This window comes from Tsukamurella strandjordii (assembly GCF_039525985.1).
Lineage (GTDB): Bacteria > Actinomycetota > Actinomycetes > Mycobacteriales > Mycobacteriaceae > Tsukamurella > Tsukamurella strandjordii.
The window spans coordinates 617,558-642,927 of sequence record NZ_BAAAII010000006.1 but is presented as its reverse complement, the minus strand read 5'-3'; the positions used below and the strand labels follow the sequence as shown (position 1 = coordinate 642,927).

Sequence of the window (25,370 nt, the reverse complement as noted above, 5' to 3'; positions counted from 1 at the left end):
CCCCGCGGAGCGGCACATGTGCTGCAATGAAGGCATGGCCGCCGACAGGATCCCGCGGACGTCGGAGTTCGCCGGCGTCTCGGCCCTCGGTGTGCTGGTGGTCGGGGTCCTGCTGTGGATCGCGGGCGGCTGGTCGCTGAACTCGGCCAACGAGGACATGTACCCGTGGCAGGTGAAGTTCGGGCTGCTCTGCGCCGCGTTCGCCATCCAGGTGCTGGCCCGCGATCGCCCCGCACTCGGCTTCGGTCTGATGCTCGCGCTGATCGCGTGGGACCTGCCCTTCGGACCGTCGGTCGCGCTGTGGATCGCCTTCTCCGATGTCATCTACCTGGCCACCGCGCTGGGCAGCCGGCGGCTGGCCGATGTGGTGGCCTGGGTGTCGCTGCTGCTCACGGTGGTGGCGGCCGTCGTCGCCACGGTGCACGGGGGCGTCAAGGGCGGGGTGTACGCCACCCTGGTGATGCTGGCCGTCACGTGGTCGCCGATCGGCTACGCCCGGGCCGTCCGCGCTTATCGCAGGCTCGCCCATCTCGAACGCGCCGAGAGCGAATCCCGGCGCGCCGCGGCGCTCGCCGAGGAACGCCGGAGGCTGGCTCGCGAGCTGCACGACACGGTGGCCGGTCACCTGTCGGCGGTCGCGATCCTGGCCGATGCGGCGCAGCGCTCCCCCGGTGATGCCGCTGTGCTGCAGACGATCCGGGCGGGGAGCCTGGCCGCGCTCGAGGAGATGCGGTCCACGATCAACCTGCTCACCTCGCCCGACGATGCGGCGGTGCGCACCACCCTCGCCTCGCTCGATCCGCTGATCGACATCGCCGAGGCCGCCGGCGGCACGGTGACGCTGCGCGGGCCGGGCGATGCGGAATTGCCGATCGCGGTGGAGGCCACCACGACCCGCATTCTGGGCGAGGTCATCGCCAATGCCACCAAGCACGCGCCGGGCGCCCCGCTCGACATCACCCTGACCATCGACGGAGCCGAACTCATCGTGACCGCCAGTAATCCCCTGCCCGCCGGTGTGGCCACCGGTGCCGGGAACGGCCTGCAGAACATGGCCTTCCGCGCCGAGTCGATCGGCGGTGTGGCCTCGGCCGGTCCGCAAGGACGGGATTGGGTGGTGCGGGCGCGGATTCCGATGCGGGTGTCGGCGCCGTGACGGTCACCGTGGTCCTGGCCGACGATCACGCCGCCATCCGGGCCGGCCTGCGGCTGTTGCTCGAATCCTCCGGAGAGGTCCAGGTGATCGGTGAGGCGGCCGACGGTGCCGCCGCCCTGCGGCAGGCGAAGGCGCTGCGCCCGGACGTGGTGATCATGGACGTGCGGATGCCGCGGGTCGACGGGATCGCCGCGACCGCGCAGGTGGTGGCGGAAACGGATTCGGCGGTCCTCGTTCTCACGACCTTCGACCTCGACGATTACGTGCTGGGTGCACTCGCCGCGGGCGCGAGCGGATTCCTGCTCAAGTCCGCGGGCGGCGACGAATTGATCCGCGGGGTGCAGGCGGTGGCCGAGGGCGACGCGGTCCTGGACCCGAAGGTCACGCGCACCGTGATCACGTCGCTGCCGTCGGCGTCCGCCCCGGCGCAGACCGACCTGTCGGTGCTCACCGATCGCGAGCGCGATGTGCTCGCCGGCCTCGGCGCGGGACTGTCGAATCATCAGATCGCGCGGCGCCTGGAGATCGGCGAGGCGACGGTGAAGACCCATGTCTCGCGGGTGCTCATGAAGCTCGGTGTGCAGTCGCGGGTGCAGGCGGCCGTGATCGCCTCGCAGGCGGGCCTCGACGCGCTCTGAGCGCACCCCTTGACCTCAACAATGGTTACGGTTGTGCAATGGAGTCGTTCCAGAAATTCGACTCCGAGGAGCCCCTCATGACCGTTCACTCCCCCACCACGTCCGCCGCGCCCACTCTTCGACTCACCCGCACGACGGTCGTCGTCGGCGCGGTCGCGGCATCCCTCCTCGCCAATCTGGTGCTGTGGCTCGTCGGTCTCGCCGCCGGTGGCGACTTCACCATGACCGACCCCGAGGGCGTGCGCGCCTCGGTCGCACCGGGCGGCGTGATCCTGATGACGGTGGCGCCCCTCGCCGTCGGCATGACCGCCGCCGTTCTGTTGTCCCTGCTGTGGGCACCAGTCCTGCGGGTGGCCGAGGTGATCGGCGCCGCCGCGGCGCTCGGCACCATCGCCGGGACGCTGTCCGCCGATTTCGACGGTCCGTCCACAGTCACCCTCTCGCTGATGCACGTGGTGATCGCGGTGGTCCTGGTTGCCGCACTGGAGGGCCTGTACCGCCGCATCCGTTGACGGTGCGCGGATCCGCGCCCTCGCTCAGCGGGCGAGGGTGCGGATCCATGCCCGGGTGTCGGCGGGGTCGATCACGTCGTCGAGTTCGAAGGTGGTGGCGGCGTGCAGGGCCCGCCCGCGCTGGTACGCCAGGGACAGCAGCTGATCGAACAGCTCGGCGCGCGCGGCCTCGTCGGGCGCGGCGGCGAGCTCCTTACTGAATCCCAGCCGCACTGCGCCCTCGAGTCCCATCCCGCCGATCTCGCCGGTGGGCCACGCCACCGTGAACTGGGGCGCGTGGAAGGACCCACCGGTCATCGCCATCGCGCCGAGGCCGTAGCCCTTGCGCAGCACGACGGCCCCGACGGGCACGGTGAGCCGCGCGCCCACCACGAACAACCGGGAGAACCGCCGGACCGTGGCCTGCTCCTCCGCCTCGGGCCCCACCATGAAACCGGGTGTATCGCACAGCGATACCACTGGTAGGCCATGCGCCTGCGCCAACTCCAGGAAGTCGGCCAGTTTGTCGGCGGCCTCGGCGTCGATCGCGCCGCCGAGATGCCGGGTGCTGTTGGCGATGAGCGCGAAGGGGTTCCCCTCCACCCGCACCAGCGCCGTGACCACACCGACCCCGTAGTCGCGGCGCAGCTCGGTGATCGAGCCCTCGTCCACGACCGCCGCGATCGCCTCGCGCACGTCGTAGGCGCGAAGCCGGTTCTCGGGCACGGCGTGCCGAGCGCGGCGCGGGTCGGGGGCGGTCCAGTCGTCGGCGGGCCCGGAGAAGTAGCCGAGGCACCGCCGGGCCACCGCGACGGCGTGTTGTTCGTCGTCAGCGGCCACGTGGACCACCCCGGTGCGCCGCTGCACGTCGATCGGACCGATGGCCTCGGGCGGGAAGTCACCGAGCCCGCCGCCCGAGATCATCGCCGGCCCGCCCATGCCGATGTTGGCGTCCGGCGTCGCGATCAGCACATCGCAGATCCCCGCGAGCGCCGCATTGCCCGCGAAGCACCGGCCGGAGACGATGCCGATCAACGGCACCTCGCCGCGGAGCGCGCCCATGGAGCGGAAGGTGGGGACGTCGAGTCCGGCGACGATGTCGAAGTCGGTGTCGCCGGGGCGCCCTCCGCCGCCCTCGGCGAACAGGATCACGGGCACCCTTCGGCGCCGCGCGATCTCGAGCAGGCGATCGGTCTTCGCGTGGTTACGCCAGCCCTGCGTCCCCGCCATCACGGTGTAGTCGTAGGAGATGACCATCGTCTCCCGCCCGCCGACGGTGGCCAGCCCGCCGACCAATCCGTCCGCCGGACCGGTGGCGATCAGGTCCTCCTCGGACCTGCGGGCGCGCTGCGCGGGCAGGACCAGTGCGCCGTACTCGGTGAAGGAGCCCTCGTCCACGAGGTCGGCGATGTTCTCCCGGGCCGTCCGCCGGCCGATCCGGTGCCGCTTGGCCACTGCGCCGGGGCGGCCGGCGTCCCGCGTGACGGTGTGCCGTTCCGCGACCTCGTCCAGATCGGTGCGGGTGCGATCGAGATCTTCGGCCGCGCTGCCGGATCCGCCGCCGGTGTCCACGCCGGCGGCGGTGTAGGTGAGCAACGGCGTACCCGCGGCCACCGTCTGGCCGGGGCGCACCAGCACCTCGTCGACGACGACCGGTCCGTCGAGGGCCTGCTCGTGCTCCATCTTCATTGCCTCCAGCACGACCAGTGGCGTACCGGGCTCCGCCGTCCGACCGGGTTCGGGCACGGCCACGACGGTGCCGGTCAGCGTGGCGGTCAGCACGTCGCCGCCGAGCGCATCGTTTCCGGCCGGCGTGGGCGCGGGCGACGGGGCCTCGGGCACGAGGTCGCCGAGGCGGCGCCCGAGGTAGCCGGTGTCCACCGGACCCGATCGGAACTCGGGGTCGGTGAGGACGGCGCGCAGCAGAGCGATGTTGGTGCCGGGGCCGTCGATCACGAACTCCCCCAGCGCCGCTTCGGCCTTCGCGAGGGCGCGGGCGGTGGTGGCGGCGCGGACGATGACCTTCGCGAGCAGGGAGTCGTACCGCGCCGAGATCGCGAGCCCGGGGCGGCCGTAGCCGTCGACCCGGACGCCCGGGCCGGTCGGCGGGGTGTATCCGTCGAGGACGCCCGCGGTGGGGAGCACGGTGCCGTCGGCGAGCGGGGTCTCCAGGTTCACCCGGACCTGGACGGCGGCGCCCGTGGCGGCGGCGGGCGTCCCGGTCAGCGCACCGTCGCTGCACCGCACGCCGTCGGGCAGCCCGAGCGCATCGAGCGGCGCGCCCTCGGCGAGCTGGAGCTGGACGGCCACCAGATCGATGCCGGTCACCTCCTCGGTCACGGTGTGCTCCACCTGGATCCGCGGGTTCACCTCCAGGAACAGCGCGCCGTGGTCGTCCACCAGGAATTCGACGGTGGCCAGTCCGCGGTATCCGACGGCGGCGCACAGGCGGGCCGCCGCCGCGTGGATCTCGGCGCGCCGGTCCTGCGTGAGAGCGGGTGCCGGAGCCAACTCGATGAGTTTCTGGTTGCGGCGCTGCACACTGCAGTCGCGGTCGCCCACGGCGATGGCTGCGGTGCCGTCCCCCACCACCTGAACCTCGATGTGCCGGGCGCCCGTGCGGAGTTCCTCGGCGAACACCCGACCGTCGCCGAAGCCGAGTTCGGCCTCGGACACGCAGGCGCGATAGGCGGCGGCGAGGTCGCCGCCCGCGGGAACCGCGCGCATGCCCCGTCCGCCACCGCCGGCCAGTGCCTTGATCATCACGCCACCGGGGTGGGCGGCGGCGAAGGCCCGGACCGTCTCCAGGTCGGCGCCTCCCGTGGTGGCTCCGGGCACCGGGACTCCGGCGTCGACGGCGGCCTCGCGTGCGGCGGCCTTGTCGCCGAAGGTCCGCAAGACCGCCGGTTCCGGGCCGACGAAGACCAGTCCGGCGGCGGCGCAGGCGGCGGCGAAGTCGGCGTTCTCGGCGAGGAACCCGTAGCCGGGGTGCACGGTGTCGGCGCCGGATTCCGCTGCGGCGGCGAGGACCGCCGCCTGGTCCAGGTAGGCCGAGGGGCCGTTGCCGGCGAGCGCGACGGCGGTGTCGGCCGCCGCGACGTGCGGGGTGTCGGCGTCGTCCGCGGCGTACACGGCGACGGTCGGTATCCCCAGTTCGCGCGCGGTACGGATGATGCGCAGCGCGATCTCGCCGCGGTTGGCGATGAGCAGTTTCACTTCGACTCCCCTTCGGCCGCGAAGCGCGCGGCGCGTTCGAACAGTTCGCCCTTGCGCACCTTCCCGGTGGCGGTCATCGGAAGGGCGTCGACGAGAACGAAGTCCGGCACCTTGTACGCCGCCATGTTCTCGCGCGACCAGTCGGCGAGTTCGACGGTGTCCACCGGCCCGCCCGCCACCACGAAGGCGAGCGGGATCTGCCCGCGCCGCGGATCGGGTCGCGGCACCACCGAGACCGCCGATACGGCGGGGTGCCGCTTCAGCAGCGCCTCCACCTCGGAGGGGAACACCGACATGCCGTTCACCTTGATCATCTCCTTGGTACGGGCGAGGTAGTGCACCGCGCCCCATTCGTCCAGCTTGCCCACGTCGCCGGTGTGCAGCCAGCCGTGGCGGATGGTCTCGGCGGTCGCATCGGGCCGCCGGTGGTATCCGAGCAGGATCGACTCGCTCCGCACCACGATCTCGCCGGTCTCGCCCACCGGGACCGGAGCGCCCGCGCCGTCCACGATGAGGATGTCGGTGCCGGGCACCGGGAGCCCGCAGAACACCGGGTCGGCGGTGAGGTCCCGGTCGCCGTCCTGGAAGCCGAGGGTGAAGGTGTCGGCGGTGTGCGTCTCGGTCATCCCGTACGAGGCCTCGCGGAGCGTACCGCCGGTGAGATCGCGCCAGCGGCGGCGGACCTCGGGAGTCAGCTTGAGCACGAAGGAGACCGCGAGCGGATGACGGATGCTCGCCAGGTCCGCCCCGTCGATGCCGGGCAGGTCCATCAGCTCGACGTAGTTGTCCACGGTGGCCACGGTGTCGGTGATCGCATGTCGTGCGATGAGCATCGCGGCACAGGCCGGGTCCCATCGGGTCATGAGGACCACCGTCTGGCCGTTGACGAGCGGCTTGAGAATGCCGAAATCCTCTCCAGCGATCCAGAACACGGGCAGGAAGTTGAGCCCGACCGACTCCGCCGAGCCCACCTTCGCGCCACCGCCGAGGGTGGCGGTGGCCGCGGTGTAGGCCATGTGCCGCTGGGTGTGTTCACAGCCCTTGGGGAGGCCGGTGGTGCCGCCGGTGTAGTTGAGGGCGGCGAGCGCGTCGGGGTCGGAGGGACGCTCGGGCGCCCGATCTGCGGTGAGCACGCGGTGCCAATCGCTACGGGAGTCCGGCGCCGTCGGGAAGGGCACGGGCAGCTCCCCCGGATCGGCGATCATGTCGCCCAGCGCGGTGGCGAGCACGGTGCGCACTCCCGTATCCGCGCGGACGGATTCGACGAGGTCGAGCAGGTCGGTCTGGGCCAGCACCACTGCGACTCCGGCGTCCTCGAGCTCGTGGCGCAGTTCGTGCCCCTTGAGCAGCGGGTTGACGGGGACGTGCACGGCCCCGATCTTGAGGATGCCGAGCATGGCGATCGCGAACTGCGGACAGTTCCCGAGGTACACGCCCACACCATCTGCGGGTCGGACACCCTGCGCGAGAAGGAATCCGGCGAAGCGGTCGGAGAGTTCGTCGTACTCGGCATAGGTCACGTCGCGCCCGTAGAAGGAGATGGCGACGGTGTCGGGGCGATGCCGCGCCCAGTGCCGGAGGTGTTCGACCACCGCGGGCGTACCGGCCGGATACTCGACGGTGCGCGGCACCTGCGGCGGCCAGTTCCGCTCGCGCAGCGCGCGGACCTCCTCCGCGGCGGCGTCGAGTGCGGTGGCGAGGTCGACGGCGGTACCCGTCATGGCGGACTCCTGTTCGGTCGGGTCGACCTACGTGAAGCCGACCAGTCGTTCGGTGATGCGGATCTGGTCCGCGATGAAGCGCTCGCGCTCGGCCGCGTTGCCGCGGGCCACGCGTTTGGCGCCGTGGTGGATGGTGTCGTTGAGGATCTGCACCAGGGCCGCGGGTTCGATGCAGAGATCGACCGCGGCCGGGTCCAGCGAGGCCAGGTAATTGGTGTACCGCCGGTGCGTCCGCCGCATGAGGCGGTCCCAGAGCTCCGCGACATCCTCGCGGACCGCTGCCATCGCATCGAAGAGTGCCACGAGCCCGCCGTTGGCGAAGACGGCATCGGCGTAGGCGCGCATCGTGGCCGCGATCACCTCGCGGGGTTCCATGGTGTCCATGCCGTCCAGGAACTGGGTGGCCTCCAGTTCGGCGCCCACCCGGTCCAGGACCGCGAGCAGGATCTCGTCCTTGGACCGGAAGTAGGCGTAGAAGGTGGGCCGGGAGGTCTGGGCGCGTGCGGCGATGAGTTCGACGGTGGTGGCGGAGTAGCCCAGATCGTCGAAGCACTCCGCCGCCGCCTGCAGCAGTTCCGCGCGGCGGGTTCCGCCGGCGTCCTTGCGCGAGGCCCGGGCCCGCTCCTGCGATTCGCTGATCGTCACGCTCACGAGTCTGCTCGGCTCCGGGCTCGGCTTCAAGGACGCCGGCGGTCGGTCATACCGTGGCCGGTACGCCGGGGACCGCGGTGGGGTCTTCGCGCACGGCGGCCGGATTGGTCTCCGGGAGGAACCAGGCGCTCAGGAGGGTGACCAGGCCCATCGCGGCGAGGTAGAGCGAGACTCCCCAGGTGGAGCCCGTCTCCGCGATGATCCAGGTCATCAGGAGCGGCGCCACACCGGAGACCGCGACGGCGGCGAGTTGGTACGCCAGCGAGGCGCCGGAGTACCGGACCCGGGGCTCGAAGAGCTCGGCCATGAACGCGGCGAGCGGTCCGTACGTGAGGGCCTGCCCGGCGCTGGAGATCAGCATGGCGATCACCAGCATGGTGCCGGACGCGGTATTGGCCAGTAGGAAGAACGGGAAGGCCCAGAGGATCAGCACGCCACCTCCCAGCAGGATCAGCGGCCGGCGCCCCACCCGATCGGAGTTGGCACCGGCCCACATGATCACCAGGGGCATCACGATGGACGTAACCAGGATCGAGGTGAGTACGGTGTTGCGGTCCATGCCGAGGCCGCCTTCGGCCGGCTTCTGCGTTCCGTAGCTGAGAAATCCGGCGATGGAGACGTAGAACGCGGAGTTGGTGCCGGCGAGCAGGCCCGCGCCCAGCAGGATCTTGCGCCAGTGCTTGCGCACGGCCTCGGACAGCGGAGCGGCGGCCACCTGGGCCTGATCGCCCCGCTTGGCCTCGACCTCGGCCTTGAGCTGCCGGAACTCGGGCGAGTCCTCCACCTTGAGGTGGATGTACAGGACCACAGGGATGAGGGCGGCGCTGGCCCAGAACGGGATTCGCCAGCCCCAGCTGAGGAAGGCGTCGTTGGGCATCGCGTAGCTGACCACGATCATCATCAGGTTGCCCAGCACCAGACCGAGCGGCACGCCCATCTGCCCGAAGGTCCCGGCGAAGCCACGGCGTTTGGGGCCCGCGGATTCGGTGAGCAGCAGGACGATTCCGCCCCACTGACCGCCGCAGGCGAGGCCCTGCACGAAGCGGAGCGTGATCAGCAGGACCGGGGCCACGGTGGCCATGCCCGCCACGTTCGCCGAGGGCAGGCAGCCGATCAGGAACGTGGCCACGCCCATCGCGATCAGGCACAGCAGCACCATGGGCTTGCGGCCCAGCTTGTCCCCGTAGTGGCCGGCGAGGATGCCGCCGAGCGGGCGCGCGATGAAGCCGATCGAGAACGTACTGAACGCCGCGAGCGTCGCGACGAGGGGCGAGGCGTTCGGGAAGAAGACCTTCGGGAAGACGAGCGCCGCGGCGGTGCCGTAGACGAAGAAGTCGTACCACTCGATGGAACTGCCCACCAGGCCCGCGGTCAGCAGCTTGCGATGCGATCGGCGACGGTCGCGCTCGTCGAGCGCGGTCGATGACGTGTCTGACATGAGACTCCCGGATGTAAGAGAATGTGACCCCCGACACACAGAATGATTGACGTTGACGTTCGTGTCAACCGATTCCGCGAATTTGCTAAGCAAACGCTTACGCAGGTCAGAAGGTTTGCAAACGACCAAATCGCCCCCGCGACGGCGCACGCGCCGTTACCCTCGCCGCATGACGACCGAACCCGATGCCGACTTCACACTGCCCGGGCACGGCGGCCCGATCGTCGGCCACCGCTGGTCACCGCCCGGCGATCCGCGGTACGTGGTGCTGCTCACGCACGGCTACGGCGAGCACTCCCGCCGCTACGACCACCTCGCCTCGCGGCTCACGGCCGACGGTGCCGTGCTCTACGCCGTCGACCACATCGGGCACGGTCGCTCCGCGGGCGAGCGTGTTCTCATCGAGGATTTCGACGCCGTGGTCGACGACGTGCACCTGGCGGAAGAACTGGCGCGCCACGAACATCCGTCGCTCCCAGTCACGCTGATCGGGCACTCCATGGGCGGCCTGATCGCGGCGCGGTACGCCCAGCGGTTCGGCAGCGGCCTGCGCGCGGTGGTCCTGTCGGGTCCGCTGATCGGCCCGGCCGCTCTCGTCTCGTCGATGCTGGCGCTCGACGAGATCCCCGATGTCCCGCTCGATCCCGAAGCCCTCTCCCGCGACCCGGAGGTGGGCCGCGCGTACTCCGCGGACCCGCTGGTGTGGCACGGTCCGTTCAAGAAGCCCACGGTGGCGGCGATGGACCGCGCTCTGCGCGCGATCTCTGCTGGTGGTCCCCTCCCCGTGCCCGCGCTGTGGCTGCATGGGACCGACGATCCGATCGTGCGGTACGAGGACTCGGCCGCGGGCTGGGCGGAGATCCGTCCCACCGACCACGCGGAGCGCACCTACCCCGGTGCGCGCCACGAGATCTTCAACGAACTCGACAAGGACCGCACGATCGACGACGCGATCGCCTTCCTCCGCGAGCGGATCTGAAGCCGGCTACTCCCCCGCCAGCACGCGCCGCGGGACGTCCACCAGCATGGTGTCGATCTGCTCCCGGGTGACGCCGCGCTCGAGGACGTACGGGAAGACATCGTCGAAGATGTGCGTGTAGTGCCACTGCGTGAGAGCGGCTTTGACGTTCGGATCGATCCAGTCGATGTAGCAGGAGGCATCCTGCGAGAGCACGATCTTCTCGGCGTAGCCGCGGCGCACCATCTCGATCAGGGTGTCGTTGCGCGCCTCGAAGGTGGTCTCCAGATTGATGCCGAAGCGGTCGAAGCCGAGGGTGAAGCCGGCGTCGGCGAGTGCCGCGAGGTGGTCGACATCGGTCGAATCACCGCTGTGGCCCAGCACGATCCGCGCCGGATCCACGCCCTCCTCGTCGCACATCACCCGCTTGACCAGCAGTCCGGTCTCCGACCCGGGATGCGTGTGCACCGTGATCGGCACACCGGTCGTGCGGTGCGCCGCGGCGACGGCCCGCATCACGCGCTCGACGCCGTCGGTGAGGCCGTGGTGATCGATCGCGCATTTGAGCATGCCCGCCTTCACCCCGGTGCCGCCTACGCCCTCGGTGATGTCGCGGACGAACATGTCCACCATCGGATCCGGGAATTCGACGCCGGTCATCGCGGTGAGGGCCGGACCTCGGTACAGGAAGTACCTCGGCACGTCGCGGTAGGTGTACACGCCGGTCGCCGCGACGATCCGCACCGGGGTGCGTTCCGCGATGGCCCGGATCCGGGGGATGTAGCGGCCGAGGCCCACCACCGTGGGATCGACGATGGTGCGCACCCCCGCGTCGTACGCCTTCTGGAGCTGGGCGACCGCATCGTCGATCCGCGCGTTCTCGTCGCCGAAGTCGTCGGGATAGTTCTGCTGGATGTCCGGGGTGAGCACGAAGACGTGCTCGTGCATCAGAGTGACGCCCAGGTCCGCGGCCGCGACCTCGCCGGTGACAGTGTGAACCATGTGCTGCTCCTGACGGGGTGACGTGGTCAGGCCGGTAGGTCGACCAGGGTGGCGAGGGCGGCGCGATGCCGCCCGGGAGTGCCGAGACCGATCTGATCGGCCTTGGCGCGCTTGAGGTACAGGTGTGCGGGGTGCTCCCAGGTCATCCCGATGCCGCCGTGCAGCTGCACCGCCTCCTCGGCGGCACGGACGGCGAGGTCCGAACAGTAGGCGGCGGCGACGGCGATCGCGATCGCGCTCTCGGGGTCCGCGGAGCCCAGTTCGCCGAGTGTGACGGTGGCCGACCGCGCCACCGCTGCTGCGGATTCCGCATCGGCGTACAGCTCGGCGAGCCGGTGCTTGATCGCCTGGAAGCCGCCCACGACACGTCCGAACTGCTTGCGCTCCTTGAGATACCCGACCGTGGTCGCCACGCACCACCGCGCCGCGCCCGCCTGTTCGGCGGCGAGCAGCGCCGCGCCGGTCAGCAGGCCCGCCCGCACGGCGGCGGTGCCATCGGCGGCGAGGACCGTGCCGGCGGCACCGTCGAAGGTCACGTCCGCGACCTGACGGGTCATGTCCAGCGAGGACACCGGATCCACGCGAGCCCGCGCGGCATCGAGGGCGTACAGCGCACCGTCGTCGCCCAGGGCCAGCAGCACGTCGGCCCCGATCGCGCCCGCCACCGAGCGGACGGTGCCCGTGAGCGCCCCGCCGGCCACCGGACCACCCGTGAGCGGTCCGTGCGGGTCGACGGAGAAGGGCACGACCAGAGCCGCGGTGGCCGCACCGGAGGCGAGCCGCTCAACCAGGTCGTCCGCGCCCGCGGCGAGCGCCACGGTGGTCGCGATCCCCGCGGAGGTGAGGAACGACGACGATGCCGCCGCAGCCCCCAGCTCGTCGGCCACCACGCCCGCGACGGCGACTCCGGCGTCGGCCCCGCCGAGCCGCTCCGGGACGAGCAGCCCGGCCACCCCCATCGCGGCGAGCTCGGCGTCGATCCCGGGCACGGGGGCACCGTCGTAGGCGGCGATCAGGTGCGACGGTGCGCTGCGCCGCTCGAGCAGATCGCGGACCGCCGAGCGCAGGTCCTCCTCGACATCGGTCAGCAGAAGATCGGGGGTGAAGCTCATTTGGGCACGTCCTTCCACGGCAGGTCCTTATCGACGCGGTGCTCCGGTGGCAGGCCCAGGACCCGCTCCGCCACGATGTTCTTGAGGATCTCGGAGGTACCGCCCTCGATCGAGTTGCCCTTGGCCCGCAGGTAGCGGTACCCGGCGTCGCGGCCGTAGAAGTCCACTCGGTCGGGCCGCACCATCGTCCAATCGCCGTAGCGCAGGCCGTCTTCGCCGAGCAACTCCAATTCGAGCCCGGAGAGCTTCTGGTTGAGCCGCGCGAACGAGAGCTTCATCGCCGCGCCCTCGGGGCCCGGCTGGCCCGAGGCGAGCTTCTGGCCGAGCCGCAGCGCCGTGACGCGGGCGACCTCGCTGTCGACCCACAGGCGCAGCAGGTCGTCGTGCAGGTCCGGTGTGCGCAGATCGGAGCGCTCGCGCCAGGTGGTCGCGACCACACCGATCATGCCCTCCTCGCGCTGCGCGGCCCGGCCGCCGATCGCGACCCGCTCGTTGTTGAGCGTGGCGTTCGCCACCTGCCAGCCCTGGCCCACCTCCCCCAGGCGGTGCGCGTCGGGGATTCGCACGCCGGTGAGGAAGACCTCGTTGAACTCGGCCTCGCCGGTGATCTGCCGAAGCGGGCGCACATCGATCCCCGGATCGGACATGTCGCACAGGAAGTAGGTGAGCCCCTTGTGCTTCGGCTGATCCGGATCGGTGCGGGCCACCAGGATCGCCCACTGCGCGTTGTGCGCGCCCGAGGTCCACACCTTCTGGCCCGTGACCACCCAGTCGTCACCGTCGCGCACCGCGCGGGTGGCGAGGCCCGCGAGGTCGGAGCCGGCGCCCGGCTCGCTGAACAGCTGGCACCAGATCTCCTCGCCGGTCCACAACGGGCGCAGGAAGCGGTCGATCTGCTGCGCCGTCCCGAAGGACAGGATCGTGGGCGCCGCCATACCGAGCCCGATGCCGTTCACGTGGCTGCGGTTGTCGGGTGCCCCAGCCGCGGCGAACTGCGCGTCCACGGCCCGCTGCAGGGAGCGGGACAGGCCCAGACCGCCGCGTCCCTCCGGGTAGGCCACCCACGCCAGTCCGGCGTCGTACCGGGCGCGGAGGAATTCCAGCGGGTCCGTCGTGGCCGGCGGGTGCGCCGCGAGGAAGTCCTCGATCCGCTGTGCCAGGTCCTCCGCGCCCGGCGCGGTCACTTCGCCGCCGCCCGCTTCTTCAGCTCGGCGCGCGCGAGCGAGTTCTTGTGCACCTCGTCGGGCCCGTCGGCGAACCGGAGGGTGCGGATGCCGGCGTAGTACTCGGCCAGGGTGAAGTCCTGCGAGAGCCCGCCGGCGCCGTGCGCCTGAATGGCCTTGTCCAGGATCCACTGCACGGTCTGCGGAGTCGCGATCTTGATCGCCTGGATCTCGGTGTGCGCGCCGCGGTTACCCACGGTGTCCATGAGCCACGCGGTTTTGAGAACCAGCAGTCGCAGCTGCTCGATCCGCACCCGCGATTCGGCGATCCAGTCGCGGATCACACCCTGCTCGGAGAGCGGCTTGCCGAAGGCGGTGCGGCTGGAGACGCGATCGCACATGAGCTCCACGGCGCGCTCCGCCACACCGATCGAGCGCATGCAGTGATGGATGCGGCCGGGCCCGAGACGGGCCTGCGCAACGGCGAAACCGCCGCCCTCCTCGCCGATCAGGTTGCTCACCGGCACTCGCACGTCGGTGAAGCGCATCTCGGCGTGGCCACCGTGGTTGTTGTCCTCGTAGCCGAATACCTGCATGCCGCGGAGCACTTCGAGGCCCGGGGTGTCGCGCGGCACCAGGATCTGCGACTGCTGCCGGTGCCGCTCGGCATCGGGGGCGGTCTTGCCCATCACGATGAAGATCTTGCAGTTCGGGTTCATGGCGCCCGTGATCCACCACTTACGGCCGTTGATCACGTACTCGTCGCCGTCGCGCACGATCGACAAGCCGATGTTGGTGGCGTCCGAGCTGGCCACATCGGGTTCGGTCATCGCGAAAGCGGAACGGATGGACCCGTCGAGCAGCGGGGTGAGCCACTGCTGCTTCTGCGCCGCGGTGCCGAACTCGTTGAGGACCTCCATGTTGCCGGTATCGGGCGCGGCGCAGTTGAAGACGGCGGGCGCCAGATGCAGTGCACGCCCGGAGATCTCGGCGATCGGCGCGTACTGGAGATTGGTCAGGCCGGCGCCGCCCTCGCCGGGCAGGAAGAAGTTCCAGAACCCGCGGCTGCGGGCCTGGGCGCGCAGTTCCTGCAGAATCGGGACGCTGTCCCAGGCCCACCGGTTGTCGAGCTCACCGAGCTGGCGGTGGAAGGTCTCCTCCGCCGGGTACACGTGGCTCTCCATGAAGGAGGTGACCTCGGCGATCAGCTCCTGTGTCTTGGCGTCGTAGCCGAATTCCATGTCAGTTCTCCTCGAGTGCTTGCAGGCCCGCGTCGAGCAGCGGGTTCACGGCGTCGCCGGCCTCGGCGAAGCCCGCGCCCACGGTCTGCCCGTTCACGTAGCGGTAGTGGATGCCCTCGACGATGCCGGCCAGTTTGAAGGCGGCGAGTGCGAGGTAGAAACCGAAATCGCCCAGATCGCGGTCGCTCCGGGCCGCGTACCGGTCGATGATCTCCTGTTCGGTGAGGAAGCCGGGGGCTTCCGTGACATCGGCGACGGTCTCGCGGGAGACCTTCGCCAGGCGTCCGTAGACCACCATGAGCGCGAGGTCGGTCAGTGAGTCGCCGATGGTGGCGAGCTCCCAGTCGACGACGGCGGCGGGGTGGTCCTGCGGGTCGACCAGGACGTTGTCGAGACGGTAATCGCCGTGCACGATGCCGGGTTTCGCATCGGCCGGTACCCGCGCCTTGAGGGCGCGGTAGAGCTGGTCCACCTTCGGCAGGTCCCGGGTGTGGGCGGCGGCGAACTGCTTGTTCCAGCGCTCCACCTGCCGGCCCAGGAAGCCCTCGGGCCGCCCGTAGTCGGACAGGCCCACGGTCGCGGGGTCGACGCTGTGCAGCACCACGAGGGTGTCGATCAGGCGCTCCGAGATCGCCCGGGTGCGCTCGGGTCCCAGCTCCTCGAGCTCGGACGCGCGGCGGTAGGGCACGCCGTCGATCTCGCTCATGATGTAGAACGGCGCGCCGAGCACATCGGGGTCGTCGCAGAAGGCGTACATCACCGGGAGCGGCACGCCGGTGCCCGCGAGGGCGGACATCATCGTGTATTCGCGGCCCATGTCGTGCGCGGTGGCGAGGAGCTTGCCCACCGGCGGGCGGCGCAGGATCCAGTTCGATGTCCCGTCCGAGATGCGGTACGTGAGATTGGATTTGCCGCCCGCGATGAGTTCCGCGGTGAGATCCGACCCGGCGCCGTCGACGTGCTGCGGCAGCCAGGTGCCGAGGACGTCGAGATCGAGTCCGGGGTGCTGCTCCGCCATCAGAAGACCACCACCGATACGGTCTCGGCCACGCAGGCGGGCTTATCGCCGCCCTCGCGTTCCACGGTGACGCGGGTGACCACCTGGTAGCCACCGCCGCCCTCGGCAACGGAGACCAGTTCGACTCCGGCGCGCAATCGCGATCCGACGGGCACCGGCTGCGGGAAGCGCACCTTGTTGCTGCCGTAGTTCACGCCCATCTTCGCGCCGCGCACCTCGTACACCTGCCACACCAGCATCGGGATGAGCGAGAGGGTGAGGTAGCCGTGCGCGATGGTCGATCCGAACGGGCCGGCGGCCGCGCGTTCGGGGTCGACGTGGATCCACTGGTGATCGCCGGTCGCCTCGGCGAACAAGTCGATCCGCTGTTGGTCGACGGTGACCCAGTCGGAGTAGCCGAGGTGGCGTCCGACAGCGGCCTGCAGTTCGTCCGGTCCGTTCAGGATCTCCATGTCTTCGCTCCTCAGTCCCGCGCCTAGTCCTTGGGCCCGCCGGCCACGTAGATCACCTGACCGGAGACGAATCCGGCTCCCTCGCTGGCGAAGAAGCTGGCGGTGTGCGCGATGTCGGCGGGCTCACCGACCCGCTGCACGGGGATCTCCTTGGCCGCGGCGGTCTTGAAGTCCTCGAAGGCGACGCCGATCCGCTCCGCGGTGGCGGCCGTCATGTCCGTGGCGATGAAGCCGGGGGCGATCGCGTTCGCGGTGACGCCGAACTTGCCCAGTTCGAAGGCGAGGGTCTTGGTGAAGCCCTGCATGCCCGCCTTGGCGGCGGAGTAGTTGGCCTGGCCGCGGTTGCCGAGCGCGGAGGTGGACGAGAGGTTGATGATGCGGCCCCAGCCCTCCTTGGTCTGGTACTTCTGCACCTCGCGCGACATGAGGAAGGCGCCGCGCAGGTGCACCGCCATCACCTGGTCCCAGTCCGAGACGGACATCTTGAACAGCAGGTTGTCGCGCAGGATGCCGGCGTTGTTCACCAGGATCGTCGGGGCGCCGAGTTCCTCGGCCACGCGGGTCACCGCGGCGGCGACCTTCTCCTCGTCGGCCACATCGACGCCGACGCCGAGCGCCTGTCCACCGGCGGCGGTGATCTCCGCGGCGACCGTCGCGCAGGCCGCTTCGTCGAGGTCGAGGACGGCCACCTTGTGACCGTCGGAGGCGAGCCGGCGGGCGACCTCGGCGCCGATGCCGCGGGCGGCACCGGTCACGATGGCAACACGTTGGGTGGTCATGCGTTCTCCTTCTCGGATGTGGGTTCGGTTGCGAGGCCCGGGATCAGGGCGGCCAGGGCCTCGCGGGTGGTGCGGGCGTCGGTGTGGTGCACGGCGTGCAGCCCGAGGGCGGCCGCGCCGTCGACGTTGGGGACGGCGTCGTCGAGGAAGGCTGCGCGGCCGGGCGGCACGCCGAGCCGGCCGAGCGCGAGTTCGAAGATGGCGGGGTCCGGCTTCCGCAGGCCCACCTCCTCCGAGATGATCACCGCGCCGAACAGCTCCGCGAGCCGGTCGCGGTCGTACAGGTTCCCGCTGCCCCAGCTGTTGGAGACCACACCCACCGCGACTCCCGCCGCACGAAGATCCTCGGCCAGACGCCACATCGCGGGATCGGCGGCGACGCGGGCGAACATGCGGCGGAGCACGCCGTCGGGGTTGACGGGCCCTCCGTCGCGGGTGCGCAGCGCCGCGGCGAACAGCGCATCGAATTCCTCCTCGGGCAGGTCCCCGGTCTCCAGCCGGTGGATCGGGCTCCCCTCGGCGGCATCGCGGCCGAGCCAGGCCTTGAGGGTGGCGGTGAACACGGCGGGATCGATGTCCTCGTCGGCGATCCAGGCGCGGATGCTCTCACCCATCGGCGTGGTGAGCACCCCGCCGTAGTCGAAGAGCACCGCGTCCACCGCGCGGCTCACCGGTCGGCCTGGTAGACGACGCGGCCCACGGTGCTGCCGTCGGCGAGGCGCTGCAGGCCGTCCGGCACCTCGTCGAAGGACAGTCGCTCACTGACCAGCGGGGCCACCTTGCCGGCATCGGCGAGCGCCGTCAGGTCGGCGTGGCAGGCGCGCACGGCGGCGGGGTCGAACCGGTTGTACAGGCCCCAGTGCAGTCCCACGATGGAGTAGTTCTTGATGAGCGCGTGGTTGAGCGCCACCTCCTGGATGGTGCCGCCGGCGAAGCCGACCACCAGGATGCGCCCTTCGAAGGCGATGCACTTGGTGGACCGCTTGTAGGTCTCACCGCCCACCGGGTCGTACACGACATCGGCGCCGCGACCGCCGGTCTGCGCCTTGACCACCTCGACGAAATCCTCGGTGTGCCGATCGATCACCACATCGGCGCCGAGCGCGCGGGCCACCTCGGCCTTCGCGGGTCCGCCGACCACGCCGATCACCGTGGCGCCGGCGGCTTTGCCGAGCTGGATCGCGGCGCTGCCCACCCCGCCCGCGGCGGCGTGCACGAGCAGGGTCTCCCCCGCCTTCAGCTGAGCCCGGCGGTGCAGGCCGAACCACCCGGTCTGGTAGCCGATGAACAGGGAGGAGGCCTGGGCGTCATCGAGCGAGGACGGTGCCGGGAAGGTCTCGGCGGCGTTCATCACGGCGTACTCGGCGAAGCCCCCGTGCGGCAGCGCGACGCCGCCCAGCACCCGGTCGCCCACGGCGAAGCCGTCGACTCCCTCACCGACGGTGACGATCTCGCCGCACAGTTCCACGCCCGGGGTGAAGGGCAGATCGGGTTTGATCTGATAAAGCCCGCGACACATGAGCACGTCCGGGAAGTTCGCCGCCGTGGCCAGCGTGCGCACGGTGACCTGTCCGGGCCCCGGGGTGGGGACCTCGAGATCCACCGCACGCAGTACCGCCGCGGGTTCGCCCAGTTCCGGTACCTGCCAGGCCCTCATCACCGGCCCTCCTTCTGTTCCAGCCGCCGCTGGATCTTGTTCATCCCGGCGAGCCACCGATCGGGGGCGGCCGCGCGGGCCTGGTAGTAGTCGCGCACCTCGGGGTGCGGCAGGATCAGCAGTTCGTCGCCCGCGAGGGCCGCCACCGTCTGCTCGGCGACCTGCTCCGCGGTGAGCGCGGTGTCGCGGGAGAGCAGGTCCTTGAGCGGGCCGGAATCGTCGAGCATCCGGGTCTGCACGCCCTGCGGGCAGATGGCCTGGACCACCACGCCCCGGTGCCGATACGTGGCCGAGAGCCATTCGGCGAAGGCCACGGCCCCGTGTTTGGTGACGGAGTAGGCGGGAGCGTCGAGCATCGTGAGCAGACCGGCGGCCGATGCGGTGACCACGAATCGGCCCCGGCCCGCCGCCGCCCAGTCGGGGACCAGCAGGCGCGCCGCGCGCACGTGCGCCATGACGTTCACCTGCCAGGACAGGTCCCAATCCGACTCGGACGCTTCGATTCCCCTGCCGCGATCGACGCCGGCGTTGGCGAACCAGGCGTCGATCGCGCCGAGCCGCTCGCGCGCCGTCGCGACCAGCGCCGCGACGCCGGCCTCGGAGGCGGCATCGCCGGGCACCGGGTAGGCGGTGCCGCCGGCCGCGGTGATCGCGTCGACGGTGCGGGTCACACCGTCGGCGTCCAGGTCGGCCACCACCACGCGGGCGCCGGCCGCGGCGAGCGCGCTCGCGAGTGCCGCGCCGATACCCGCGCCCGAACCGGTCACCACCACCCCGGCGTTGCGGGGGTCGAAGCCGGTCATGGGATCAGACTCCTCCGGTGAGCAGGACGCCGCCGTCGATGGTGAGGGTCTGGCCCGTCATCCACGCGGCGTCGTCGGACAGCAGGAAGGCCACGACCGACCCGATGTCCTCGGGCACCCCCAACCGCTTGAGCGGATAGGCCGATGCGACCTCCTCCTCACGCCCCTCGTACAGTGCGGTCGCGAAGCGGGTCTTCACCACTGCGGGGGCGACGGCGTTGACCCGGATGTCCGGGCCCAGCTCGACCGCCAGCTCCTCGGTGAGGTGGATGACCGCCGCCTTGGAGACGCCGTAGAACGCGATGCCCGGCGCGGGCCGCAGACCCGCCACGGAGGCCACGTTGACGATCGCGCCACCGTGCTCCCGCTGCCACGCCGCGTTGACCTTCTGCACCCAGGACAACGTGGACATCACGTTGACCTCCATGATCTTGCGGGCCGCCGCCACATCGAGATCCATCAGCGGGCCGTACACCGGGTTGATGCCGGTGTTGTTGACGAAGAAGTCGGCGCTGCCGAAGGTCTCGATCGCCGTCGCGATCACCTCGTCCTGGTGCGCGAGATCGTCGCCCGAGCCGGCGACGGCGATCGCGACATCCGGACCACCGAGTTCGGTGACCGCGGCGTCGAGCGCCTCCTGCTTGCGGGCGGTGATCACGACCTTCGCGCCATCGGCCACGAGCCGCTGCGCGATGGCGAGTCCGATGCCCCGGCTGGCGCCGGTGACGATGGCCGTCCTGCCGTCGAAACGCCCCGCCATCAGCTGAGCCGCTCGATGATCATGGCCATGCCCTGGCCGCCGCCGACACACATCGTCTCGAGGCCGAACTGCTTGTCGTGCCAGGCGAGCGAGTTGATCAGCGTGCTGGTGATGCGCGCGCCGGTCATTCCGAACGGGTGGCCGATGGCGATCGCGCCGCCGTTGACGTTGACCTTGTCGGCGTCGATCCCGAGATCGCGCACCGAGGGGATCACCTGGGCCGCGAAGGCCTCGTTGACCTCCATGAGGTCGATGTCGCCGATGGACATGCCGGCGCGGGCGAGCGCCTGCTTGGAGGCCTCGACCGGGCCGAGTCCCATGATCTCGGGCGAGAGGCCCGTGACACCGGTGGACACGATCCGGGCGAGCGGGGTGAGGCCGAGGGCCTTCGCCTTGGTGTCGGACATGATCACCACGGCCGCGGCACCGTCGTTGAGCGGGCAGCAGTTGCCGGCGGTCACGGTTCCGTCGGGCCGGAAGACCGGCTTGAGCTGGCTGACGGCCTCGTAGGTGACGCCGGCACGCGGACCATCGTCCTTGCTGACGACGGTGCCGTCGGCGAGCGTGACCGGAGTGATGTCCTTGTCCCAGAAGCCCGCGGCGAGGGCGATCTCCGCGCGGTTCTGGCTGCGGACACCCCACTCGTCCTGATCGTGGCGGCTGACGTTCTTGAACTGCGCCACGTTCTCGGCGGTCTGGCCCATCGCGATGTACAGGTCAGGCACCAGGCCCGAGTCCCGCGGGTCGGCCCAGGTCTGGCCGCCCTCGGCGAACTTCGCGGTGCGCGCCTCGGCGTCGGCGAAGATCGGATTCTTGGTGTCCGGAAGGCCGTCGGCGTTGCCCTTGACGTAGCGGCTCACGGTTTCGACGCCACCGGAGAGGAAGACCTCGCCCTCCCCGGCCTTGATGGCGTGGAAGGCCATGCGGGTGGTCTGGAGGCTGGAGCTGCAGTAGCGGTTCACCGTGACGCCGGGCGCGTGGTCGAGTCCCGCCTCGACCGCGACGGCGCGAGCGATGTTAAAGCCCGACTCACCGGCGGGCTGGCCGCAGCCGAAGAGCACGTCCTCGATCTCGCGCGGGTCGAGCTCGGGCACCTTGGCCAGCGCCGCGCGCACCATCTGCACCGAGAGATCATCCGGGCGGACGTCTTTGAGCGACCCCTTCCCGGCACGGCCGATCGGAGACCGCGCGGTGGCGACGATGACGGCTTCGGGCATTGCATCCTCCTGGGTAATGACTACGATGCTGACTAAGCGCTCGCTTAGCGAACGAGGTAGTCTCCACTGTGCACCACTGAGAGCCGATCGTCAATCGACCGGCGAATGTGGCATAGCTCACCCTATGCAGCCACCGGTACGTACGGTGGACGAAGCCGAAAAGGACCGCACCCATGACCGACGCCGACGCACCGTCCCGCGCCGATGCGACGCGCGCCCGGCTGCTCTCCGCCGCAGCCGAGGCCTTCGCCGAACGCGGATTCCACGGCACCACCACGCGCGACATCGCCGCCGCCGCGGGCATGAGCCCCGCCGCGGTGTACGTGCACTACAAGTCGAAAGAGCAACTGCTGTACCAGCTCTCCTACCACGGGCACCAGCTGATCATCGACCTGATCGATTCGGTCGACGACCGTTCCGCCGCACCGGCCGACCGCCTGCACGCGGTGCTGTACGCCTTCGCCAGCCACCACGCCGCGCAACACACCAGCGCGCGGGTGGTGAACTACGAGCTCGAGGCGCTCACCGAGGACCACCGCGCCGAGGTCGGCGAACAACGCCGGGAGATCACCCGCCGGCTGCGCGCCATCGTGGACGCCGGCGTGCAGGACGGCTCCTTCGACACCGACGAACCCCGATTGGCCACCACCGCCGTGCTGTCCAGCGGCATCGACGTGGCCCGGTGGTATCACGACGGCGGCGATATCACCCCCGAACAGATCGGCGCGTACTACGCCGATCTCGCGCTCCGTACCGTGGGCGCGACGCGATCACCGTCAAGCACGTAAATCGCAACCGATTTCAGTTATCGAACAAGGAGATTCACCATGCGTCGTACCGTCTACACCGCCGATCACGAGGCCTTCCGCGAGACGCTGCGCGCCTTCATCGAGTCCGAGGTCGTACCCCACTACGACGAGTGGTACGCCAACGGCATCGTGCCCAAGGAGTTCTACTTCAAGCTCGGCGAGCTCGGCGTCTTCGGCATCGAGGTGCCCGAGGAGTACGGCGGCGCCGGCATCGAGTCGTTCAAGTACCAGGCCGTGATCAGCGAGGAGCTCGGCCGCGCCGGCGTCTCCTTCGGCGGCTCCAGCGTGCACATCGCGCTGTGCCTCCCCTACCTCACAGGGCTGGCCACCGACGAGCAGAAGCAGCGCTGGCTGCCCGGCATGGCCTCGGGCGAAACCATGTTCGCCATCGCCATGACCGAACCCGGCACGGGATCGGACCTGGCCGGCATGAAGACCACCGCCAAGCTCTCGGCCGACGGCACGCACTACGTGCTCAACGGTGCGAAGACCTTCATCACCGGCGGCGTCAACGCCGACCGGGTGATCGTGTGCGCCCGCACGGCGCCGCCGAAGGACGACGATCGCCGCTACGGCATCTCGCTGTTCGTGGTGGACACCACGCTCCCCGGCTACGCCGTGGGCCGCAAGCTCGACAAGATCGGCCTGCGGACCTCGGACACCGCCGAGCTGTCCTTCACCGATGTCCAGGTGCCCGTCGAGGACCTCCTCGGCGAGGAGAACAAGGGCTTCTCCTACCTCGGCCAGAACCTGCCGCAGGAGCGCCTGTCCATCGCCGTCGGCGCGTACTCCCAGGCCGCGGCCGCCGTGCGATTCGCCCAGGCCTACACCGAGGACCGCACCATCTTCGGCAAGACGGTGGCATCGTTCCAGAACAGCAAGTTCGAACTGGCCGCGTGCAAGGCGAAGGTCGACGCGATGGAGTCCTGCGTCGACCGCGGACTCGAGCTCCACGACGCGCACGAGCTCACCGCCGCGGACGCCGCCTCGCTCAAGCTGTTCTGCACCGAGGCCGCGTCCGATGTGATCGACCGCTGCCTGCAGCTGCACGGCGGCTACGGCTACATCAACGAGTACCCGATCGCCCGGCTGTACGCCGACAACCGGGTCAACCGCATCTACGGCGGTACGTCCGAGGTGATGAAGTCGATCATCGCCAAGGACATGGGCCTGTAGCCGCTCCTCGTCGAATCCGCCCGGCATCCACCTCCCCGGATGCCGGGCGATGTCGTCGACCGCGGATTAACCTCGCCACATGCCTACTTTGCGATGCCCATTGTGCGAGTGTGAGGAGTTCCAGCGCGAGGTCTCGCGCCAGGACTCCAAATGGGGCTACACCAATCACAAGATGATCCTCATGATCTGCCTGCAATGCCGCTACGTCCTGCACTTCTACGACAAGAGGTCGATCGTCGACGTGCACTGAGCCGCCCGACGGAGCGCTGCAACCCCCGTGCAACTCCCACCCTCGTAGTGTCCTGCGTCACAACCCACGACCATCTCGGAAACTCCGCGGCAACGATGCGGCAACACCGAGGCGGTTCGATGGGCTGCTCAGGAAAGAGAGGCAGCACGTGACCGCAGAACCGCAGCGCACCGTCCACCACGACGGGGTGGATGAATCCTTCGAATCCGACGCGTACCTCGCCAAACGCACGCTCCGCTCCGGATCGGCGGGCTGGGTACTGCTCGCCGGGCTGGGCGTGAGCTACGTGATCTCGGGCGACTACGCCGGCTGGAACAACGGCCTCGCGCAGGGAGGATTCGGCGGCCTGGCCATCGCCTCCGTGGTGATCGCGGGCATGTACCTGGCGATGGTGCTGGGCATGGCCGAGATGTCCTCCGCCCTGCCCGCCGCGGGCGGCGGCTACACCTTCGCCCGGCGGGCGCTCGGGCCGTGGGGCGGATTCGCCACCGGCACCGCCATTCTCATCGAGTACACCATCGCCCCGGCGGCGATCGCCACCTTCATCGGCGGCTACGTGCAATCGCTGAACCTGTTCGGCATCACCGACGGCTGGTGGGTGTATTTGTTCGTCTACGCGCTCTTCATCGGCATCCACCTCACCGGCGCCGGCGAGGCCCTCAAGGCGATGTTCGTGATCACCGCCATCGCGCTGGTGGGACTCGTGGTCTTCGCGGTCGCCGCGATCGGCCGGTTCGACGCCTCCAAGCTCACCGACATCGCCGCTACCGACGCCGCAGGAGCATCGAGCTGGCTCCCCCACGGCTACCTCGGAATCTGGGCCGCACTCCCCTTCGCGATCTGGTTCTTCCTCGCCATCGAGGGCGTTCCCCTGGCGGCCGAGGAGGCCCGCGAGCCCGAGAAGAACGTGCCCCGCGGGATCATCGTCGCGATGCTCATCCTGATCGTCACCGGTGCCACCGTCTTCCTCCTGGCCACCGGGGCACTGGGCGCGAACGCACTGTCGGACAGTGGCAATCCGCTCGTCGAGGCGCTCGGCGACAGCGGCGCCGCCAAGGTGGTCAACTACATCGGCCTGGCCGGCCTGGTGGCCAGCTTCTTCTCCATCATGTACGCGTACTCGCGGCAGACCTTCGCCCTCTCGCGCGCCGGTTACCTGCCCAAGAACCTGTCGATCACCAACGCCCGCAAGGCTCCGGTGCTCGCGCTCATCGTGCCGGGCGTGATCGGTTTCGTCCTGTCGCTGATCGGCGAGGGCGCGACCCTGCTGAACATGGCCGTCTTCGGGGCCGCGGTGAGCTACGTGCTGATGATGGTGAGCCACATCGTGCTGCGGCGCCGCGAGCCCGATATGCCGCGGCCCTACCGCACCCCCGGCGGCGTCGTCACCACCTCGTTCGCGCTGATCGTGGCCTGCATCGCCGTGGTCGCGACCTTCCTGGTGGACCCCTTCGCCGCGGGTCTCACCCTGGCCGCCTTCGCCGCCTTCCTGGTGTACTTCGGCGTCTACAGCCGGCACCACCTGGTGGCCAACTCGCCCGACGAGGAGTTCGCGGCACTCGCCGACGCGGAACGCGACCTCAAGTAGCCCACGGCCCCACGAAAATCGACCGGAGACCAGCCGACGGCGCGCCGCTGGGCGAGATCCCCGACACGGTCTTC

24 protein-coding genes are annotated in these 25,370 nt (G+C 70.2%); 8 read left to right on the top strand and 16 right to left on the bottom strand.

What is annotated here, in order from left to right; genetic code table 11:
• The first annotated feature begins 34 nt into the window (after positions 1 to 34).
• The 3 genes from ABD108_RS14230 to ABD108_RS14220 all read left to right on the top strand — a co-directional run bounded on the left by ABD108_RS14230 (position 35) and on the right by ABD108_RS14220 (position 2,306).
• A complete protein-coding gene (locus tag ABD108_RS14230; protein ID WP_220659089.1) occupies positions 35 to 1,156 on the top strand; it encodes a sensor histidine kinase in 1,122 nt (373 codons plus the stop codon).
• Positions 1,153 to 1,794 (top strand): response regulator, encoded by a 642-nt coding sequence (locus tag ABD108_RS14225; protein ID WP_220659090.1) that lies wholly within the window; start codon positions 1,153 to 1,155, stop codon positions 1,792 to 1,794. The genes ABD108_RS14230 and ABD108_RS14225 overlap by 4 nt, the downstream gene beginning before the upstream one ends.
• 77 nt (positions 1,795 to 1,871) lie before the next feature.
• Positions 1,872 to 2,306, top strand: coding sequence for a DUF6069 family protein (locus ABD108_RS14220; protein ID WP_343930606.1), 435 nt, complete (start codon positions 1,872 to 1,874; stop codon positions 2,304 to 2,306).
• A gap of 24 nt (positions 2,307 to 2,330) precedes the next feature.
• On the opposite strand, the gene ABD108_RS14215 is transcribed toward ABD108_RS14220, so the two are convergent.
• The 4 genes from ABD108_RS14215 to ABD108_RS14200 are packed head-to-tail and all read right to left on the bottom strand — an operon-like array spanning position 2,331 to position 9,311.
• Entirely contained in the window at positions 2,331 to 5,501 is a 3,171-nt protein-coding gene (locus ABD108_RS14215; RefSeq protein WP_343930605.1) for an acetyl-CoA carboxylase family protein, read from the bottom strand.
• Positions 5,498 to 7,222 (bottom strand): AMP-binding protein, encoded by a 1,725-nt coding sequence (locus ABD108_RS14210; protein ID WP_220659093.1) that lies wholly within the window; start codon positions 7,220 to 7,222, stop codon positions 5,498 to 5,500. Before ABD108_RS14210 ends, ABD108_RS14215 begins: the two co-directional genes overlap by 4 nt.
• 27 nt (positions 7,223 to 7,249) lie before the next feature.
• Positions 7,250 to 7,867 carry a TetR/AcrR family transcriptional regulator gene (locus tag ABD108_RS14205; RefSeq protein ID WP_255585817.1) on the bottom strand — a complete coding sequence of 206 codons (618 nt, stop codon included), beginning with the start codon at positions 7,865 to 7,867 and terminating at the stop codon, positions 7,250 to 7,252.
• Positions 7,868 to 7,919: 52 nt separating this feature from the next.
• A complete protein-coding gene (locus tag ABD108_RS14200; protein ID WP_305110788.1) occupies positions 7,920 to 9,311 on the bottom strand; it encodes an MFS transporter in 1,392 nt (463 codons plus the stop codon).
• A 169-nt stretch (positions 9,312 to 9,480) separates the two neighbouring features.
• On the opposite strand from ABD108_RS14200, the gene ABD108_RS14195 reads away from it, so the two are divergent.
• Positions 9,481 to 10,290, top strand: a complete 810-nt coding sequence (locus ABD108_RS14195; protein ID WP_343930604.1) for an alpha/beta hydrolase — start codon at positions 9,481 to 9,483, stop codon at positions 10,288 to 10,290.
• A gap of 6 nt (positions 10,291 to 10,296) precedes the next feature.
• Here the strand turns inward: ABD108_RS14195 and ABD108_RS14190 are convergent, their stop codons facing one another.
• Genes ABD108_RS14190 through ABD108_RS14135 form a run of 12 tightly spaced genes read right to left on the bottom strand, consistent with a single transcriptional unit; the run spans position 10,297 to position 21,473 of the window.
• The gene (locus ABD108_RS14190) at positions 10,297 to 11,271 is read right to left on the bottom strand and encodes a phosphotriesterase family protein (protein ID WP_343930603.1); all 975 of its coding nucleotides are present in this window, start codon (positions 11,269 to 11,271) and stop codon (positions 10,297 to 10,299) included.
• Positions 11,272 to 11,297: 26 nt separating this feature from the next.
• Entirely contained in the window at positions 11,298 to 12,383 is a 1,086-nt protein-coding gene (locus ABD108_RS14185) for an acyl-CoA dehydrogenase family protein (protein WP_343930602.1), read from the bottom strand.
• The gene (locus ABD108_RS14180) at positions 12,380 to 13,567 is read right to left on the bottom strand and encodes an acyl-CoA dehydrogenase family protein (protein WP_220659099.1); all 1,188 of its coding nucleotides are present in this window, start codon (positions 13,565 to 13,567) and stop codon (positions 12,380 to 12,382) included. Before ABD108_RS14180 ends, ABD108_RS14185 begins: the two co-directional genes overlap by 4 nt.
• Entirely contained in the window at positions 13,564 to 14,787 is a 1,224-nt protein-coding gene (locus tag ABD108_RS14175; RefSeq protein ID WP_343930601.1) for an acyl-CoA dehydrogenase family protein, read from the bottom strand. Before ABD108_RS14175 ends, ABD108_RS14180 begins: the two co-directional genes overlap by 4 nt.
• A gap of 1 nt (position 14,788) precedes the next feature.
• Entirely contained in the window at positions 14,789 to 15,805 is a 1,017-nt protein-coding gene (locus tag ABD108_RS14170; protein WP_343930600.1) for a phosphotransferase family protein, read from the bottom strand.
• On the bottom strand, positions 15,805 to 16,257 hold the full coding sequence (locus ABD108_RS14165) for a MaoC family dehydratase (protein WP_220659102.1): 453 nt from the start codon (positions 16,255 to 16,257) through the stop codon (positions 15,805 to 15,807). The genes ABD108_RS14170 and ABD108_RS14165 overlap by 1 nt, the downstream gene beginning before the upstream one ends.
• 23 nt (positions 16,258 to 16,280) lie before the next feature.
• Positions 16,281 to 17,036, bottom strand: coding sequence for a 3-oxoacyl-ACP reductase FabG (gene fabG, locus ABD108_RS14160; protein ID WP_220659103.1), 756 nt, complete (start codon positions 17,034 to 17,036; stop codon positions 16,281 to 16,283).
• Positions 17,033 to 17,707, bottom strand: a complete 675-nt coding sequence (locus tag ABD108_RS14155) for an HAD family hydrolase (RefSeq protein WP_220659104.1) — start codon at positions 17,705 to 17,707, stop codon at positions 17,033 to 17,035. Before ABD108_RS14155 ends, fabG begins: the two co-directional genes overlap by 4 nt.
• Positions 17,704 to 18,693, bottom strand: coding sequence for an NADPH:quinone oxidoreductase family protein (locus tag ABD108_RS14150; RefSeq protein ID WP_220659105.1), 990 nt, complete (start codon positions 18,691 to 18,693; stop codon positions 17,704 to 17,706). Before ABD108_RS14150 ends, ABD108_RS14155 begins: the two co-directional genes overlap by 4 nt.
• Complete coding sequence (locus ABD108_RS14145; RefSeq protein ID WP_343930599.1) at positions 18,693 to 19,496, bottom strand: SDR family NAD(P)-dependent oxidoreductase; 804 nt, start codon at positions 19,494 to 19,496, stop codon at positions 18,693 to 18,695. Before ABD108_RS14145 ends, ABD108_RS14150 begins: the two co-directional genes overlap by 1 nt.
• A 4-nt stretch (positions 19,497 to 19,500) precedes the next feature.
• On the bottom strand, positions 19,501 to 20,256 hold the full coding sequence (locus ABD108_RS14140) for an SDR family oxidoreductase (protein ID WP_343930598.1): 756 nt from the start codon (positions 20,254 to 20,256) through the stop codon (positions 19,501 to 19,503).
• Positions 20,256 to 21,473: an acetyl-CoA C-acetyltransferase gene (locus tag ABD108_RS14135; protein ID WP_343930597.1), complete on the bottom strand. Its 1,218-nt coding sequence runs from the start codon at positions 21,471 to 21,473 to the stop codon at positions 20,256 to 20,258. Before ABD108_RS14135 ends, ABD108_RS14140 begins: the two co-directional genes overlap by 1 nt.
• Before the next feature lie 173 nt (positions 21,474 to 21,646).
• On the opposite strand from ABD108_RS14135, the gene ABD108_RS14130 reads away from it, so the two are divergent.
• From ABD108_RS14130 to eat, 4 genes are all read left to right on the top strand, one after another.
• Complete coding sequence (locus tag ABD108_RS14130) at positions 21,647 to 22,261, top strand: TetR/AcrR family transcriptional regulator (protein ID WP_220659109.1); 615 nt, start codon at positions 21,647 to 21,649, stop codon at positions 22,259 to 22,261.
• A gap of 39 nt (positions 22,262 to 22,300) precedes the next feature.
• Positions 22,301 to 23,458, top strand: coding sequence for an acyl-CoA dehydrogenase family protein (locus ABD108_RS14125; protein WP_343930596.1), 1,158 nt, complete (start codon positions 22,301 to 22,303; stop codon positions 23,456 to 23,458).
• A gap of 79 nt (positions 23,459 to 23,537) precedes the next feature.
• Positions 23,538 to 23,708, top strand: a complete 171-nt coding sequence (locus tag ABD108_RS14120) for a hypothetical protein (RefSeq protein WP_343930595.1) — start codon at positions 23,538 to 23,540, stop codon at positions 23,706 to 23,708.
• Between the two features lie 148 nt (positions 23,709 to 23,856).
• Complete coding sequence (gene eat, locus ABD108_RS14115; RefSeq protein WP_344186198.1) at positions 23,857 to 25,296, top strand: ethanolamine permease; 1,440 nt, start codon at positions 23,857 to 23,859, stop codon at positions 25,294 to 25,296.
• The last annotated feature ends 74 nt before the right edge of the window (positions 25,297 to 25,370 follow it).